General features: G+C 71.6%; 12 protein-coding genes. 9 read left to right on the top strand and 3 right to left on the bottom strand.

Going from position 1 to position 14,388, the window contains the following annotated elements; genetic code table 11:
* Positions 1-4 precede the first annotated feature (4 nt).
* The gene (gene rho / locus G545_RS0107335) at positions 5-1,831 is read right to left on the bottom strand and encodes a transcription termination factor Rho (protein ID WP_027069812.1); all 1,827 of its coding nucleotides are present in this window, start codon (positions 1,829-1,831) and stop codon (positions 5-7) included.
* Between the two features lie 254 nt (positions 1,832-2,085).
* The gene (trxA, locus tag G545_RS0107330) at positions 2,086-2,412 is read right to left on the bottom strand and encodes a thioredoxin TrxA (protein WP_027069811.1); all 327 of its coding nucleotides are present in this window, start codon (positions 2,410-2,412) and stop codon (positions 2,086-2,088) included.
* Positions 2,413-2,633: 221 nt separating this feature from the next.
* Between trxA and rhlB the strand changes: the two genes are divergently transcribed.
* From rhlB to rpoH, 9 genes are all read left to right on the top strand, one after another.
* On the top strand, positions 2,634-4,466 hold the full coding sequence (rhlB, locus tag G545_RS0107325; protein WP_027069810.1) for an ATP-dependent RNA helicase RhlB: 1,833 nt from the start codon (positions 2,634-2,636) through the stop codon (positions 4,464-4,466).
* Positions 4,467-4,535: 69 nt separating this feature from the next.
* A complete protein-coding gene (gene ftsE, locus G545_RS0107320; RefSeq protein ID WP_027069809.1) occupies positions 4,536-5,222 on the top strand; it encodes a cell division ATP-binding protein FtsE in 687 nt (228 codons plus the stop codon).
* Entirely contained in the window at positions 5,219-6,157 is a 939-nt protein-coding gene (ftsX, locus tag G545_RS0107315; protein ID WP_027069808.1) for a permease-like cell division protein FtsX, read from the top strand. Before ftsE ends, ftsX begins: the two co-directional genes overlap by 4 nt.
* Positions 6,158-6,192: 35 nt before the next feature.
* On the top strand, positions 6,193-7,035 hold the full coding sequence (locus G545_RS0107310) for a response regulator (RefSeq protein ID WP_027069807.1): 843 nt from the start codon (positions 6,193-6,195) through the stop codon (positions 7,033-7,035).
* A gap of 54 nt (positions 7,036-7,089) precedes the next feature.
* Positions 7,090-7,938, top strand: a complete 849-nt coding sequence (locus tag G545_RS0107305; protein WP_052106777.1) for an N-formylglutamate amidohydrolase — start codon at positions 7,090-7,092, stop codon at positions 7,936-7,938.
* A complete protein-coding gene (locus G545_RS14000) occupies positions 7,929-9,122 on the top strand; it encodes a flavohemoglobin expression-modulating QEGLA motif protein (protein ID WP_052106776.1) in 1,194 nt (397 codons plus the stop codon). The genes G545_RS0107305 and G545_RS14000 overlap by 10 nt, the downstream gene beginning before the upstream one ends.
* Positions 9,119-10,195 (top strand): ATP-grasp domain-containing protein, encoded by a 1,077-nt coding sequence (locus tag G545_RS0107295; RefSeq protein WP_197050220.1) that lies wholly within the window; start codon positions 9,119-9,121, stop codon positions 10,193-10,195. Before G545_RS14000 ends, G545_RS0107295 begins: the two co-directional genes overlap by 4 nt.
* A gap of 26 nt (positions 10,196-10,221) precedes the next feature.
* Positions 10,222-10,980 carry a uracil-DNA glycosylase gene (gene ung / locus G545_RS0107290; protein WP_052106775.1) on the top strand — a complete coding sequence of 253 codons (759 nt, stop codon included), beginning with the start codon at positions 10,222-10,224 and terminating at the stop codon, positions 10,978-10,980.
* 163 nt (positions 10,981-11,143) lie between these two features.
* Positions 11,144-12,022, top strand: coding sequence for an RNA polymerase sigma factor RpoH (gene rpoH / locus G545_RS0107285; protein ID WP_027069803.1), 879 nt, complete (start codon positions 11,144-11,146; stop codon positions 12,020-12,022).
* A gap of 87 nt (positions 12,023-12,109) precedes the next feature.
* On the opposite strand, the gene G545_RS0107280 is transcribed toward rpoH, so the two are convergent.
* Positions 12,110-14,329 (bottom strand): primosomal protein N', encoded by a 2,220-nt coding sequence (locus G545_RS0107280; RefSeq protein WP_043711509.1) that lies wholly within the window; start codon positions 14,327-14,329, stop codon positions 12,110-12,112.
* Positions 14,330-14,388: the final 59 nt, after the last annotated feature.

Here is a 14,388-nt window from a genome sequence, read left to right as displayed (position 1 = left end):
TGCCTCAGCGCTTCATCGAGGCGAAGAACTCGTCGTTGCTCTTGGAGTTCTTCATCTTGTCGAGCAGGAACTCCATCGCGCCGATCTCGTCCATGCCGTGCAGCAGCTTGCGCAGGATCCAGATCTTCTGCAGCAGCTCGGGCTCGATCAGGTAGTCCTCGCGGCGGGTGCCGGAGCGGTTGATGTCGATCGCCGGGTAGACGCGCTTCTCGGCGATGCGGCGGTTGAGGTGGACCTCGGAGTTGCCGGTGCCCTTGAACTCCTCGTAGATCACCTCGTCCATCTTGCTGCCGGTGTCGACCAGCGCGGTGGCGATGATGGTCAGGCTGCCGCCTTCCTCGACGTTGCGGGCGGCACCGAAGAAGCGCTTCGGACGGTGCAGGGCGTTGGCGTCCACGCCGCCCGACAGCACCTTGCCGGAGCTGGGCACCACGTTGTTGTAGGCGCGGGCCAGGCGGGTGATGGAGTCGAGCAGGATCACCACGTCCTTCTTGTGCTCGACCAGGCGCTTGGCGCGCTCGATCACCATCTCGGCGACCTGCACGTGGCGGGCGGCCGGCTCGTCGAAGGTCGAGCTGATGACCTCGCCGCGCACGGTGCGCTGCATCTCGGTGACTTCCTCGGGCCGCTCGTCGATGAGCAGCACGATCATGTGCACGTCGGGATGGTTGTGGGTGATGGCGGTCGCGACCTGCTGCATCATCATCGTCTTGCCGGCCTTGGGCGGGCTGACGATCAGGGCGCGCTGCCCCTTGCCCTGCGGGGCCATGAGGTCGAGGATGCGGCCGGTGATGTCCTCGGTCGAGCCGTCGCCGCGCTCGAGCTTGAACTTGCGGCGCGGGAACAGCGCGGTCAGGTTCTCGAACAGCACCTTGCCCTTGCTGGCCTCGACCGGCTCGCCGTTGATGGTGTCGACCACCGCCAGCGCGAAGTAGCGCTCGCCGTCCTTCGGCCAGCGGATGCGGCCGGCGATGTGGTCGCCGGTGCGCAGGTTGAAGCGGCGGATCTGGCTGGGCGAGATGTAGGTGTCGTCCGGGCCGGCCAGGTAGCTGGCCTCGGCGGCGCGCAGGAAGCCGAAGCCGTCGGGCAGGATCTCCAGCACGCCATCGGCGGCCACGCCCTCGCCGTGGCGCGTGAGCACCTTCAGCACGGCGAAGATCACGTCCTGCTTGCGGGCGCGGGCGACGCCCTCGGAGATGCTGAGCTGTTCGGCGATCTCCAGCAGCTTGTGCGCCGGCATCCGCTTCAGGTCGGTCAGCGAATAGGTCGGGAACCCCTCGGGCACCTGCGGGTTCGGGCGCGGGACGAAATTCTCGTTGCCGTCGTCGGCCGGCAGGCCGTCGCGGTCGCGCCCGCGGCTGCGGTCACGGCGGTTGCGGTTGCGATCGCGGCGGTTGTTGCGGCCGCCGGCGTCCTGGCGCTGCGGGTTGTTGTCGCGGCGCTGCTGGCCGTCGCCGGAGCTGTCGCCGCGGCCCTCGCCACCGTTGCCGTCGTTTGCGTCACTGCCGCCGCCGTTCCCGCCACTCCGCTCGTCGGAGCGCGCCTTGGCGCCGGAGCCCCCCGCTGGTGCAGGAGATTCCGCCGCCGGGGCGGGGGCGGGGGCCGGGGCCGGAGCGGGTGCAGGCGAGGGGGCAGCGGCCGGTGCCGGAGCTGGCGCCGGGGCTGGTGCGGGCGCAGCGGCCGGAGCCGGAGCCGGGGCAGGCGCCGGAGCCTGGACGGCTTCGCCGCTCGCCGCTGCGGCCGCCTTGCTGGCAGTGGTCTTCGATGCGCGCTTGCGCACGCGCTTCTCTGCGCTCGCGCCGGTATCGGCGTCGGAGGTGTTCTCGGACAAGCGGGGTTTCCTCGCCAAGGGGAGTCCGCCCGCGGCAGGCAGCCGGCAGGGCGTTACTGGGGACGGTTGATCAGGTGATCCGGAGGGCGCGGCGATCGGACCTCGCGGGCTCCCTGTACAGGGGCCGCGGCAGCCGACAGGCGCCGGTATTCGCGAAGCTAGCACCGCCCATGCCGCGGCGCAAGCGCCAGCGGCGGGGCCGGGGGGTGCGGTTCACCGCCATGGCGGCCGTGCCGCCGACGGCGCGGGGGCGGTCAGAGGGCCTTGTCGATCATCTGCGCGAGCTGGGCCTTGCCCACCGCGCCGATCTGGGTCGCCTGCACCTGGCCGTCTTTGAACAGCAGCAGCATCGGGATCGAGCGCACGTGGTACTTCATCGCCGTGGCGCGGTTGTGGTCGACGTTGACCTTGGCCACCTTGACCCTGCCGGCGTATTCCTCGGCCAGCTGGTCCAGGGCCGGGGCGATCATCCGGCACGGGCCGCACCATTCGGCCCAGAAGTCGACCAGCACCGGCTCGGACGACTGCAGAACGGCGGTATCGAAATCGGCATCGCCGACCTGCATGACTTTATCGCTCACGGAACTCACTCCTGCGGGAATTGCTGCATCCACCCTGTACGCCCAAGGCGTGGCGCGACGGCCGGGCAGGCGCTACGTTAGACTGGGCTGTTTCGCGACGGCGTCAAGGCCGCCGCACGCTGCGGTCAGGGACGTATCTGGCCGACCCCCGGCAGTCTGCATTCGCCGACGCCACCCACGCAAGCGCGCCCCGGGCGCCGCCTTGCCTTCCGGCCGTACGCATGAGCGACAAACCACTTACCGACATCTCGTTCTCCTCCTTCGACCTCCACCCGGCGCTGCAGGCCGGCCTGGAATCCGCCGGCTTCACCCGCTGCACCCCGATCCAGGCCATGACGCTGCCGGTCGCGCTCAAGGGCGGCGACGTGGCCGGCCAGGCCCAGACCGGCACCGGCAAGACCCTGGCCTTCCTGGTCGCGGTCATCAACCGGCTGCTGACCCGCCCGGCGCTGGCCGAGCGCAAGCCCGAGGACCCGCGGGCGCTGATCCTCGCCCCCACCCGCGAACTGGCGATCCAGATCCACAAGGACGCGGTGAAGCTGGGCGACGAGATCGGCCTGCGCTTCGCACTGGTCTACGGCGGGGTGGACTACGACAAGCAGCGCTCGCTGCTGCAGTCCGGCGTCGACGTGATCATCGCCACCCCGGGCCGGCTGATCGATTACGTCAAGCAGCACAAGGTGGTCAGCCTGCACGCCTGCGAGATCTGCGTGCTCGACGAAGCCGACCGGATGTTCGACCTGGGCTTCATCAAGGACATCCGCTTCCTGCTGCGCCGGATGCCGATCCGCACCGAGCGCCAGACCCTGCTGTTCAGCGCCACCCTCAGCCACCGCGTGCTGGAGCTGGCCTACGAGCACATGAACGAGCCGGAGAAGATGGTGGTCGAGTCCGAGACCATCACCGCCGCCCGGGTCCGGCAGACCATGTACTTCCCTGCCGACGAGGAGAAGCTGCCGCTGCTGCTGGGCCTGCTGTCGCGCAGCGAGGGCGCGCGGACCATGGTGTTCGTCAACACCAAGGTCTTCGTCGAGCGCGTGGCGCGGGCGCTGGAGCGCGCCGGCTACCGCGTCGGCGTGCTGTCGGGCGACGTGCCGCAGAAGAAGCGCGAGACCCTGCTCAACCGCTTCCAGAAGGGCCAGCTGGAGATCCTGGTCGCCACCGACGTGGCCGCCCGCGGCCTGCACATCGACGGCGTCAAGTACGTCTACAACTACGACCTGCCCTTCGACGCCGAGGACTACGTCCACCGCATCGGCCGCACTGCGCGGCTGGGCGAGGAGGGCGATGCGATCAGCTTCGCCTGCGAGCGCTACGCGATGGGGCTGCCCGACATCGAGGCCTACATCGAGCAGAAGATCCCGACCGCCCCGGTCGAGGCCGACCTGCTGGTGGCGCTGCCGCGTCCGGAGCGCCCCCGCGCCGACGGCGAGGAAGGCGAGAGCGTCAGCGAGATCTTCCGCGAGGCGCGCGAGCAGCGTGCCGCGGACGAGGCCCGTCGTGGCGGCGGGCGCCGCACCGAGGGCCGCCGTGACGGCGGTGGCCGTGGCGCCGGTGGTGGGCGCGGCGAGGGCGGTGGCGAGCGTCGCCGTCCGCGCCGCCGCCCGGCCGGTGAAGAAGCGGCGGCCGCTCCGGAAGTCGCGGGCCAGGAGCAGCAGTCCGCGACCGCGGCACCCGCGGCTCCGGCCAGCAATGCAGGCCCGCGGCCCGAGGGCGAGGCACCGCGCAAGCGTCGCCGGCGTCGCCGCAAGCCTGCCGGTGAACGCACCGGGGAGGCGTCCGGCCAGGCCGCTGGAGCGAGCGCCGCCGGTGAGCGCGGCGCGCAACCGGCGCGTGCGGACGGCGGGGACCGGCCGTCCCGTCCACGTGGCGAGGCAGCCGGGAAGCCGCGCGGCCCGCGCGGGCAGGGTGCCGGCTCGAAGGCCCCGGCCGAGGCTCCGGCCCGGACTTCCGCCCCGGCAGCCGCGCCCAGCTCGGCCGCACAGGCGAAGCCCGGCCTGGTCGGGCGCATCAGCCGCGGCATCCGTTCGCTGCTGGGCGGCGGCAAGGACTGACAACGCTGGCCGTGGACGGCGTTCGGCCTTAGCCTTCGCCTGTCCCGGCCACCGCGCAGCGTCCACCGCATGCCTGTCCTGCGTTTCGACAACGTCAGCAAGCAGTACCCCGGAGGGCAGCAGGCGCTCTCCGATGTCGGCTTCCAGGTCGATGCCGGCGAGATGCTGTTCGTCACCGGCCACTCCGGTGCCGGCAAGAGCACGCTGCTCAAGCTGATCCACCTGGCCGAGCGCCCCAGCCGGGGCGCGGTGCTGTTCGACGATCGCAACCTGCTGCGGGTCCGCGGCCGCCAGGTCGCGCTGCACCGGCGGCGGGTCGGCGTGGTGTTCCAGGACCACCGCCTGCTGGCCGACCGCACCGTGGCCGAGAACGTGGGGCTGCCGCTGCTGTTGCAGGGCCTGCGCCGCGGCGAGATCGCCAAGCGCGTGCGGGCGGTGCTGGACCGGGTCAGCCTGGGGACCCGCGCCACGGCGCTGCCGGCGCAGCTGTCGGCGGGCGAGCAGCAGCGCGTCGGCATCGCCCGGGCGATCGTGTCCGAGCCGGCGCTGCTGGTGGCCGACGAGCCCACCGGCAACCTCGATCCGACCCTCGCGGCGGAGATCATGGCGCTGTTCGAGTCGCTGCCCGAGCGCGGCACCAGCGTGCTGGTCGCCAGCCACGACCTGGCGCTGGTCAAGCGCATGCGCAAGCGGGTGCTGGTCCTGGACAAGGGCCGGCTGGTCGACGACATCCAGCCCGAGGACCTGGCCGAATGAACGCGCCCGCCCCGGCCCGCGGCCGCTCGCCGGTCTCCACCTGGTTCGACCACCACGCCTACAGCCTGGTCGCGAGCCTCGGGCGCATGCTGCGCCGCCCCTGGTCAACGCTGCTGACCGTCGGGGTCATGGCGATCGCGCTGGCGCTGCCGCTGGGCCTGCTCGCCTCCCTGGCCAACATCGAGCGCTTCGCCGGCGACGTCCAACAGGCGCGCGAGGTCAGTGTCTTCCTCGGGACCGAAGTCGAAGTCACCCGTGCCCGGGAGCTCGCCGACGAGCTGCGGGCCCGCCCGGACGTCGCCTCGGTGGAGCTGCGCGAGCCGGAGCAGGGCCTGGCCGACCTGCGCGAGGCCACCGGCCTCGGCGATGCGATCGATGCGCTGGGCAGCAACCCGCTCCCAAGCCTGCTGGTGGTCCGGCCCACCGGGGACGAACGCGCGCTGGCGGACGTGCTTGCGCAGCTGCCGGAGGCGGACCTGGTGCAGCACGACGCGGCCTGGCGCGAGCGCCTGGACGGCTGGCTGCGGTTCGGCAGCCGGCTCGCGTGGGTACTGGCGGCGATGCTCGGCCTGGGTGCGCTGCTGGTCGTGGGCAACACCGTGCGGCTGGACATCCAGCAGCGGCGCGAGGAGATCGGGGTGCTCCAGCTGCTGGGAGCGACCGATGGCTTCATCCGCCGGCCCTTCCTCTACCTGGGCGCCTGCTATGGCGTGCTGGCGGGGGCCCTGGCGCTCGCGCTGCTGACCGCGGCGGACATGGCCCTGCGCACGCCGCTGGCGGAACTGGCGCACAGTTACGGAAGCAGCTTTGCATTGCAGGGGTTCGGCCTGCAGCATGGTGCGATCATCCTGGTCGCCGCCGCGCTGCTGGGGTGGCTCGGGGCCGGACTGGTCACCGGCCACTTCCTGCGCCAGACCCGCCCCACCGACACCTGACGGCCGGGGTGGCGACCCCACCCGCAGGCCAACGCATGAACCAGACCGTCGACAAGCTCAGCCACGTCGTCAGCGACGCGCCCCGGGTGATGGTGGTCGACGGCTCGAGGCTGGTGCGCAAGCTGATCGCCGACGTGCTCGAGCGGGAACTCGGCAACGCCTCCGTGGTCAGCTGTGCCTCGATCGCCGAGGCGCGGCAGGCGCTGGCCGACGGGGCGGTCGACCTGGTCACCACCTCGCTGGCGCTGCCCGATGGCGATGGCATCGAACTGGCGCGCGCGGTGCGCGAGGCCGCGGGGCAGGCGTACGTACCGGTGATCGTCGTGTCCGGCGACGCGCAGTCGCACCTGGAGGAGCGCCGCTTCACCGAGGACGTCACCGACTACTTCGACAAGGCGCTGGGCCACGCCGCGCTGGCGACCTTCATCCGCGGCTACGTGCAGCCCGAGCCGATCCCCGGCGCTCGCGTGCTGTACGTGGAGGACAGCCGGGTGGTCGCGCTGGCGACCAAGCGCATGCTCGAGCGCCAGCAGCTGGAAGTGCTGCACTTCGTCGGGGTGGAGGAGGCGCTGGAGCACCTCGAACAGCGCCGCGCGGCCGGCGACGGCGACCTCGGCGCCGACCTGCTGCTCACCGACGTGTACCTCAAGGGCGAGCTCGACGGCCACGACCTGCTGGAGCGGGTCCGCAACGGCTTCGGCTACGGCAAGCGCCGGTTGCCCGTGCTGGTGATGACCGGGGATGCCAATCCGGAGAACCAGGCCGTGCTGCTGCGCGCCGGCGCCAACGACCTGGTGCTCAAGCCGATCGAGGAGCGCCTGCTGGTGACCAAGGTGCTGTTCCAGTTGCGCCTGTCGCGCCTGCCCGCGGGTAGCTGAACGCCGCCCCGCACGCTCACGGGTCGATGATGCCGCCGGTGGAAACATGCCGGCATGGATGATGCAAAGCGTTACGGGGACTGGTTCACGACCGGTACCCGCTTGGCGGTCGCGCGCCGGGTTCCGGAGTGGGACATCGTCACCGGCCACGGCCCGGTGATCGCCGCGGCGGTGCACGACGGCCACCGGATGCGTCCTTCGCTGCTCCCGCACCTTGCGATCGACGAGGCCGGCCGGCGGCGTGACGAGGATCCGATGACCGGCCTGTTCACCGAGGTCGGCGACGTGCGCATCCGCGTGCGCACCTCCCGCTTCGAGGTCGACCTCAACCGCCCGCGCGACCTCGCCCTGTCCACCAACCCGGAGGACACCTGGGGCATCCGCTTCTGGAAGGGCCCGCTACCCCCGGACGAACTGGAGCGCTCGCTGGCGATCCACGACCGGTTCCGGGCGATGTTCACCGAACTGATGGAGCGCATGATCGACCGCTGGGGCGCGGTGCTGGTGATCGACCTGCACAGCTACAACCATCGGCGCGACGGCGCGCATGCCGAACCCGCGGCCGCCGAAGGCAACCCGGACATCGACCTGGGCATCACCACGCTGGACCCGGACCGCTGGGGCGGCGTGGCGGAGTCGTTCGCCGGGCAGCTGCGCCGCCACCGGGTCGCCGGCCGCGAACCGGACGTGCGCGCGAACGTGCGTTATCCCACCGGCGGCGACTTCCCCGAATGGGTGTACGCCACCTGGGGCGCCGCCGCCTGCACCATCACCGTGGAGTACAAGAAAATCTACATGGACGAGTGGACCGGCCAGGTCGACCTGGAGGCCGTCGAGGACCTGCGCGACGGCCTGCAGGCCGCGGTCGACGCGGTCCGGCCGGAGTTCCTGGCGTGCCGCTGAACCCCCGGCCGCCGCAGCCGTTGCCGCCCTTCGCCGCGGGCGTCGACCGGGCGCTGGCCGAGATGGACGGGGAGGTCGACTGGTTGCTGGCGCTGTCGCCGATCGACAACGAGGCGATGTGGAACGCCTTCGCCGACAGCGGCTACCGCGAAATGCCGGAGCTGAAGTACATCGACCTGGAAACCGACCTGGACGATGTGCGAAGGCGCCTGGACGCCCTTCCGATCGGCTCGGTCGAGTCGCCGTTGCTGCGCCGCCTGCTCGACGAGAAGCGGCGTGAGATGGACCGTCAGGTCGAGCTGGTGCGGTTGCGCGGCCGCGAAGGCTTCCGTGACGCGAGCGTGGCGCTGTTCGGCGGCGTCGATGCCGGGCTGCTGGAGTGCGCCCGGGAGATCATGCGCGACGTGCGCCCCGGTGCGCCGCTCAAGGCCGATGCTGGCATCGACGAAATGCTGGAGGCGGTGGAGGCCGAGCTCGACTGGTACCGCGAGTCCTGCCCCGGCTTCCATGCCGAGGTGGTGGTCGACACCGACCTCAACTCGATGATGATGGTCTCGCATGGGACGTTCTACGTGGACGGCGACCTGCGGCTGCCGCACGCGCGCATCCAGCCGCTGGTCCAGCACGAGATCGGCACCCACGTGGTGACCCGGCACAACGGCAGCCGGCAGCCGCTGTGCCAGCTGCAGGTGGGCCTGGCCGATTACGACCCGCTGCAGGAAGGCCTCGGCGTGCTGGCCGAGTACCTGACCGGCTATCTCCCGGGCGAGCGCCTGCGGGTGCTCGCCGCGCGGGTCGTCGCCACCGACATGGCCATGCAGGGCTGCGGCGTACCGGAAATCTTCGACCTGCTCCACAACACCCACGGGATGCCCACCGACGACGCCTTCGACGTGGCGGTGCGGGCGCTGCGCGGGGGCGGGCTGACCAAGGATGCCGTCTACCTCGGCGGTCTGCGTGACCTGCTCGCGCACCTTGCCGGCGGCGGCGCGCTGGAGGACCTCTACGTCGGCAAGTTCGCCCTCTCGCACATCGATGCGCTGGACGAACTGGCCGAACACGGCTGGCTGGTACCGCCCGAGGTGCTGCCACGCTTCTTCCACCAACCCGGCTTCGCCGAGCGGCTCGAACGCTGCCGCTCGACCCGCGTCGTCGACCTACATCACGAGGTGCCCGTGGCATGACCGCCATTCCCGAGCCCACCAGGGCGATCCAGCTCGGCTTCGTCATCAACGACATGTCGACCGAACAGGAGAACTACACGACCATCCGCCTCGCCCGTACCGCGGTGAACCGCGGCCACCGGGTGGCGCTGGTGGGGCTGGGCGGCTTCATCTACGACGCCAACGACACCGTGCGGGCGCACGCCCACGTGCCTGCGGCAAGCCACTACGAGAGCGATGCCGAGCTGCTGGCCGAGCTGCAGGGCGAGCAGGCCTCGACCGAGCGCATCTCGATCGAGGAACTGGACGTGCTGATGCTGCGCTCCGACCCGGCCGACGAGGTCGAGGAGCGGCCCTGGGCACCCACCAGCGGGCTGCTGTTCGCCCACCTGGCGGCCCTGCGCGGGGTGATCGTGCTCAACGACCCCACGCACCTGGCGCATGCCTCCAACAAGACCTACTTCCAGCACTTCCCGGAGGAGGTGCGCCCGGCCACCTGCATCACGATGGACCGCGACGAGATCAAGTCCTTCATCAACGCACAGGGCGGGCACGGCGTGATCAAGCCGCTGCAGGGCTCCGGCGGGCAGGGCGTGTTCGTGGTCAATCCGGAGAGCGCCAGCAACCTCAACCAGATGATCGATGCGGTGATCCGCGACGGCTACGCGATCGTGCAGGAGTACCTGCCGCGCGCGGCCGACGGCGACCTGCGCCTGCTGACCCTCAACGGCCGGCCGCTCATGGTTGACGGCACCTGCGCCTGCATCCGGCGCTACAACGAGAGCGGCGATGCGCGAAGCAACATCAGCGCCGGCGGCAAGTACGAGCTGGTCACCCCCGACGCGGACGCGCTGCGCCTGGCGGGGATCGTCGCGCCCAAGCTGATGCGCGACGGGATGTACCTGGCCGGCCTGGATATCGTCGGCGACAAGATGATGGAGATCAACGTCGACACCCCGGGCGGGCTGAACATGATCGAGGACCTGAGCGGGCTGCCGTTCTCCGCCCACATCATCGCCGACCTGGAGCGCAAGGTCCGCCTGCGCGACCACTACAAGCGCAGCCTGACCAACACCGAACTGGCAATGATGTGACGGGGCCACGGTGATGTAATAGGCGGATGTCCTCCGCCGCCTCGCCCGCCCCCGCCCCGCCCGCCGCCCGCATCCAGCTGGAACCCTCGTGGAAGGAGCGCGTGGGTGGCTGGCTGGAGCGGCCCGAGATGCGCGCGCTCTCCGCGCACCTGCGCGAGCGCAAGCGCGCCAGGGTCGAGGTGTATCCACCTGGCGGCGACATCTTCGCCGCCTTCGCGGCCACGCCCTTCGACCGGGTGCGGGTGGTGGTGCTGGGCCAGGATCCGTACCACGGCCCGGGCCAGGCGCATGGGCTCTGCTTCTCCGTGCGTCCCGGGGTGCCGGTCCCGCCCTCGCTGGTGAACATCTACAAGGAGCTGCAGGCCGACCTCGGAATTCCGCCGGTGCCCCACGGGTGCCTGCTGCCGTGGGCGCGGCAGGGCGTGCTGCTGCTCAACGCGGTGCTCACGGTCGAGGCGGGCCGGCCCGGGGCCCACCAGGGCCTCGGCTGGGAAGGCTTCACCGACCATGTGGTGGACGTGCTGGCGCGCGAGCGCGAGGACCTGGTGTTCCTGCTGTGGGGCAGCTACGCGCAGAAGAAGGGCGCGGTGATCGATCGCACCCGCCATTGCGTGCTGCGCGCGCCGCACCCCTCGCCGCTGTCGGCGCACCGCGGCTTCCTCGGGTGCGGGCACTTCTCCAAGGCCAACCGGTATCTCGCGTCCCGCGGCAAGGCACCCGTCGACTGGGCTCTCCCCGCGAGCGCCGAGGCGGCGTGGCGCGGCGACGGCATGGTGGTGCCGTGAACCGGAATTGCCTATCTTTTTTATCGGGAACTTACGTTCACCGGGGCAGTCTAAGCAGCCAGCTCGCTTCCGCCGGAAGGGCGGAGTGGTGTTCCATGAATGGAACATCGAGCGCCATCTGATGCATTAGCCCCAAGCTATTGGAACTGGTAAAATCATCGCCATGACGGATACCCCGGTTTCCACGGCGCTTGTCGCCAACAATCTTCCGGTCCCCAGCGCGCTCGGCTCGCTGGACGCCTACATCGGCGCGGTGCACCGCATCCCGGTCCTCACCGTGGAGGAGGAGCAGAGCCTGGCCCGCCGGTTCCGCGACCAGGGGGACCTCGACGCGGCCCGCGAACTGGTGCACTCGCACCTGCGCTTCGTCGTCCACGTGGCGCGCGGCTACAACGGCTACGGCCTGCCACTGGGCGACCTGATCCAGGAAGGCAACATCGGCCTGATGAAGGCGGTCAAGCGCTTCGACCCCGACCAGGGCGTGCGCCTGGTCAGCTTCGCGGTGCACTGGATCCGCGCCGAGATGCACGAGTTCATCCTCAAGAACTGGCGCATCGTGAAGGTCGCGACCACCAAGGCGCAGCGCAAGCTGTTCTTCAACCTGCGCAAGAGCAAGAAGCGCCTCGGCTGGCTCAACGCCGAGGAAGTCAGCGCGGTGGCCGCCGACCTCAACGTGTCCGAGCGCGAGGTGCTGGAGATGGAGTCGCGCCTCTCCGGCCGCGACATCGGCTTCGACGCACCGGCCGGCGAGGACGAGGAGCGTGCGCCGCCGTCGCCGGCGGCCTATCTCCGCGCCGACGAGGAAGACCCCTCGCAGCTGTACGCGCGCGAGGACGACGAGGACAACCAGCTGTCGCTGCTGCGCGAAGGCATGTCCCAGCTGGACGAGCGTTCCCGCGACATCGTCGCCCGCCGCTGGCTGGGCAGCGAGGGCAAGGTCACCCTGCAGGAGCTGGCCGACGAGTACGGCGTGTCCGCCGAGCGGATCCGCCAGATCGAGGCGAATGCCCTGAAGAAGATGCGCGCGCTGTTCGCGGCCTGATCGCGGCGCAGACCGGTCTCACAAGTGGGCGGCCCCGGAAACGGGGCCGTCCGTCTTTGTGCCGTGGGCAATTGCCGATGGCGCCGTTCAGTACAGGTCGACCGGGTCCACGTCGAGCGACCAGCGCACCCGGCGGGCCTCGGGCAAGGCGCGGATCCGCGGCAGCGCCGCCCCGAGCAGGGCGTGCAACCCGGGCCTGGCGGGCGAGGACAGCAGCAACTGCGTGCGCTGGTATCCGGCGCGACGTGGCATGGGCGCCGGCAACGGGCCGTGCAGGTCGACCGCGGGTTCTTCCCCCGCCTCCTCCTCCAGTACCGCCCGCGCGGCGCGCAGGAAGCCGTCGCAGTCGGCCAGCTGCCGGGCCTCGGCCCGGAGCAGCGCGAGGTACGCGAAGGGCGGGAACCCGGCGGCCTCGCGCAGCCCCAGCTCCTGTGCCGCGAAGGCGTGGTAGCCCCCCTGCAGCAGCGTGGCCAGCAGCGGATGGTCGGGATGGTGGGTCTGCAGCAGCACCCGCCCCGGCCTGGCCGCGCGCCCCGAGCGGCCGGCGACCTGGATCAGCAGCTGCGCAAGCTTCTCCGGCGCACGGAAGTCGGCGCTGAACAGTCCCTCGTCGATGCCGACCACGGCGACCAGCGTGAGGTTGGGCAGGTCGTGTCCCTTCGCCAGCATCTGGGTGCCGACCAGGATCCCGGGTCCGTCGCCGAACTCCGCCAGGCGCTGCGCCAGCCCGTCGCGCTGGCGCGTGCTGCCGCGGTCGATGCGGACCACCCGGCGGCCGGGGAAGCGCTCCTGCAGGACCTCCTCGATCCGCTCGGTGCCGGCCCCCTGTGGCTGCAGCCCGAGGCCGCCGCAGTCGGGGCAGGCACTGGGCGCCGGGCGCCGTGCGCCGCAGTGGTGGCACTGCAGCCTGCGCCCGGCCGCATGCACCGTCATCGGCGTACCGCGCTCCTCGGTGCTGCAGCGGACGCAGGCGGCGCTCCAGCCGCAGTCGTGGCACAGCAGCACGGGCGCGTAACCGCGGCGGTTGCGGAACACCAGCACCTGGCCACCGGCGTCTAGTTCGCGCTCGACCTCGCCCAGCAGCTCGGGCGAAAGGCCGGCCTGGAGTGGCCGCTTGCGCACGTCCACCACGCGAACCGACGGCGGCCGCGCCTCGCCGGCGCGGCGGTGCAGCCGCAGGTGCCGGTACCGCCCCGCCTGCGCGTTGTTGAGCGACTCCAGCGAGGGGGTGGCACTGCCCAGGACCACCGGGACGCCCATCGACTTGCCCCGGTAGAGGGCGAAGTCCCGGGCGTGGTAGCGGATGCCGTCGAGCTGCTTGAAGCTGCCGTCGTGTTCCTCGTCGACGACGACCAGGCCCGGTTCGGGCAGGGGCAGGAATACCGCCGAGCGCGTGCCCACCACGACGCGTGCCTGCCGGTCGTGGCAGGCGGCCCAGGTGCGCGCGCGGTCACCGTCCGACAGGCCCGAATGGAACACGTGGACCGGGATGCCCAGGCGGGCACGGAAGCGCGCGAGCAGCTGCGGGGTCAGCCCGATTTCCGGCACCAGCACCAGCGCCTGGCGCCCACGCGCCAGGCACGCCTCGATCGCGTGCAGGTAGACCTCGGTCTTGCCGCTGCCGGTCACGCCGTCGAGCAGGAAGGGGGCGAAGCCCGCCGCGCCGGTGATCGCGTCGATCGCGGCCTGCTGCTCGGCGTTGGGGGCCGGCCCGGGCGCCCCCGTGGTCGCGGCGGCGGGCGCGTCGAGGATGACCTGCACGGCCAACCCCCGCTGCTCGAGCGTACGTGCCGCCGGACGCCAGCCGTCCAGCCGGGCGGCGAGGCCGTCCTCGTCGAGCGGGCCGCTGGCGAGCGCGCCGGCCAACGCTTTCGGGCGACCCTCGCGCATGGACGCCAGCCCTTCCAGGCCCGCCGGGGTCAGCTGCCACCCGCGTGGGCGCACGTCCGGCAACGGCTCGCCGTGGCGCAGGGTGCCCGGGAGGGCGGTCGCCAGCACTTCGCCCAGGGGCGCATGTACATAACGCGCCAGCCAGCGCAGGGAGGCCAGCAGCTCCCCCGACACCAGCGGGGCGGGGTCCAGTGCGGCCATCGCCTGCTTCAGCTCACCGGGCCCGCCGGGTTCCGGCGCGCCCTGTTCCACGACGACGCCGACCAGTTCGCGGCGGCCGAACGGCACCCGCACCCGGCAGCCGACATCCGGCACCGGGCCGGGGGGCGGCAGGTAGTCGAACAGGCGGTGCAGCGGGACCGGCAGGGCGACGCGCAGCACCCCCCCGGCGTCCGTGGAGGGCGCGTCGGAAGCCATGCGGCAAGTCTAGCGACAGCGGCGGTGGGTGACGCCGGGGGTCAACCGGCAATTGCCGC

The sequence above is a fragment of the Lysobacter defluvii IMMIB APB-9 = DSM 18482 genome (assembly GCF_000423325.1).
GTDB classification, from domain to species: Bacteria; Pseudomonadota; Gammaproteobacteria; order Xanthomonadales; family Xanthomonadaceae; genus Novilysobacter; species Novilysobacter defluvii.
The sequence above is the reverse complement of the archived record's forward strand: the minus strand, read 5'-3'. Positions and strand labels throughout refer to the sequence as shown.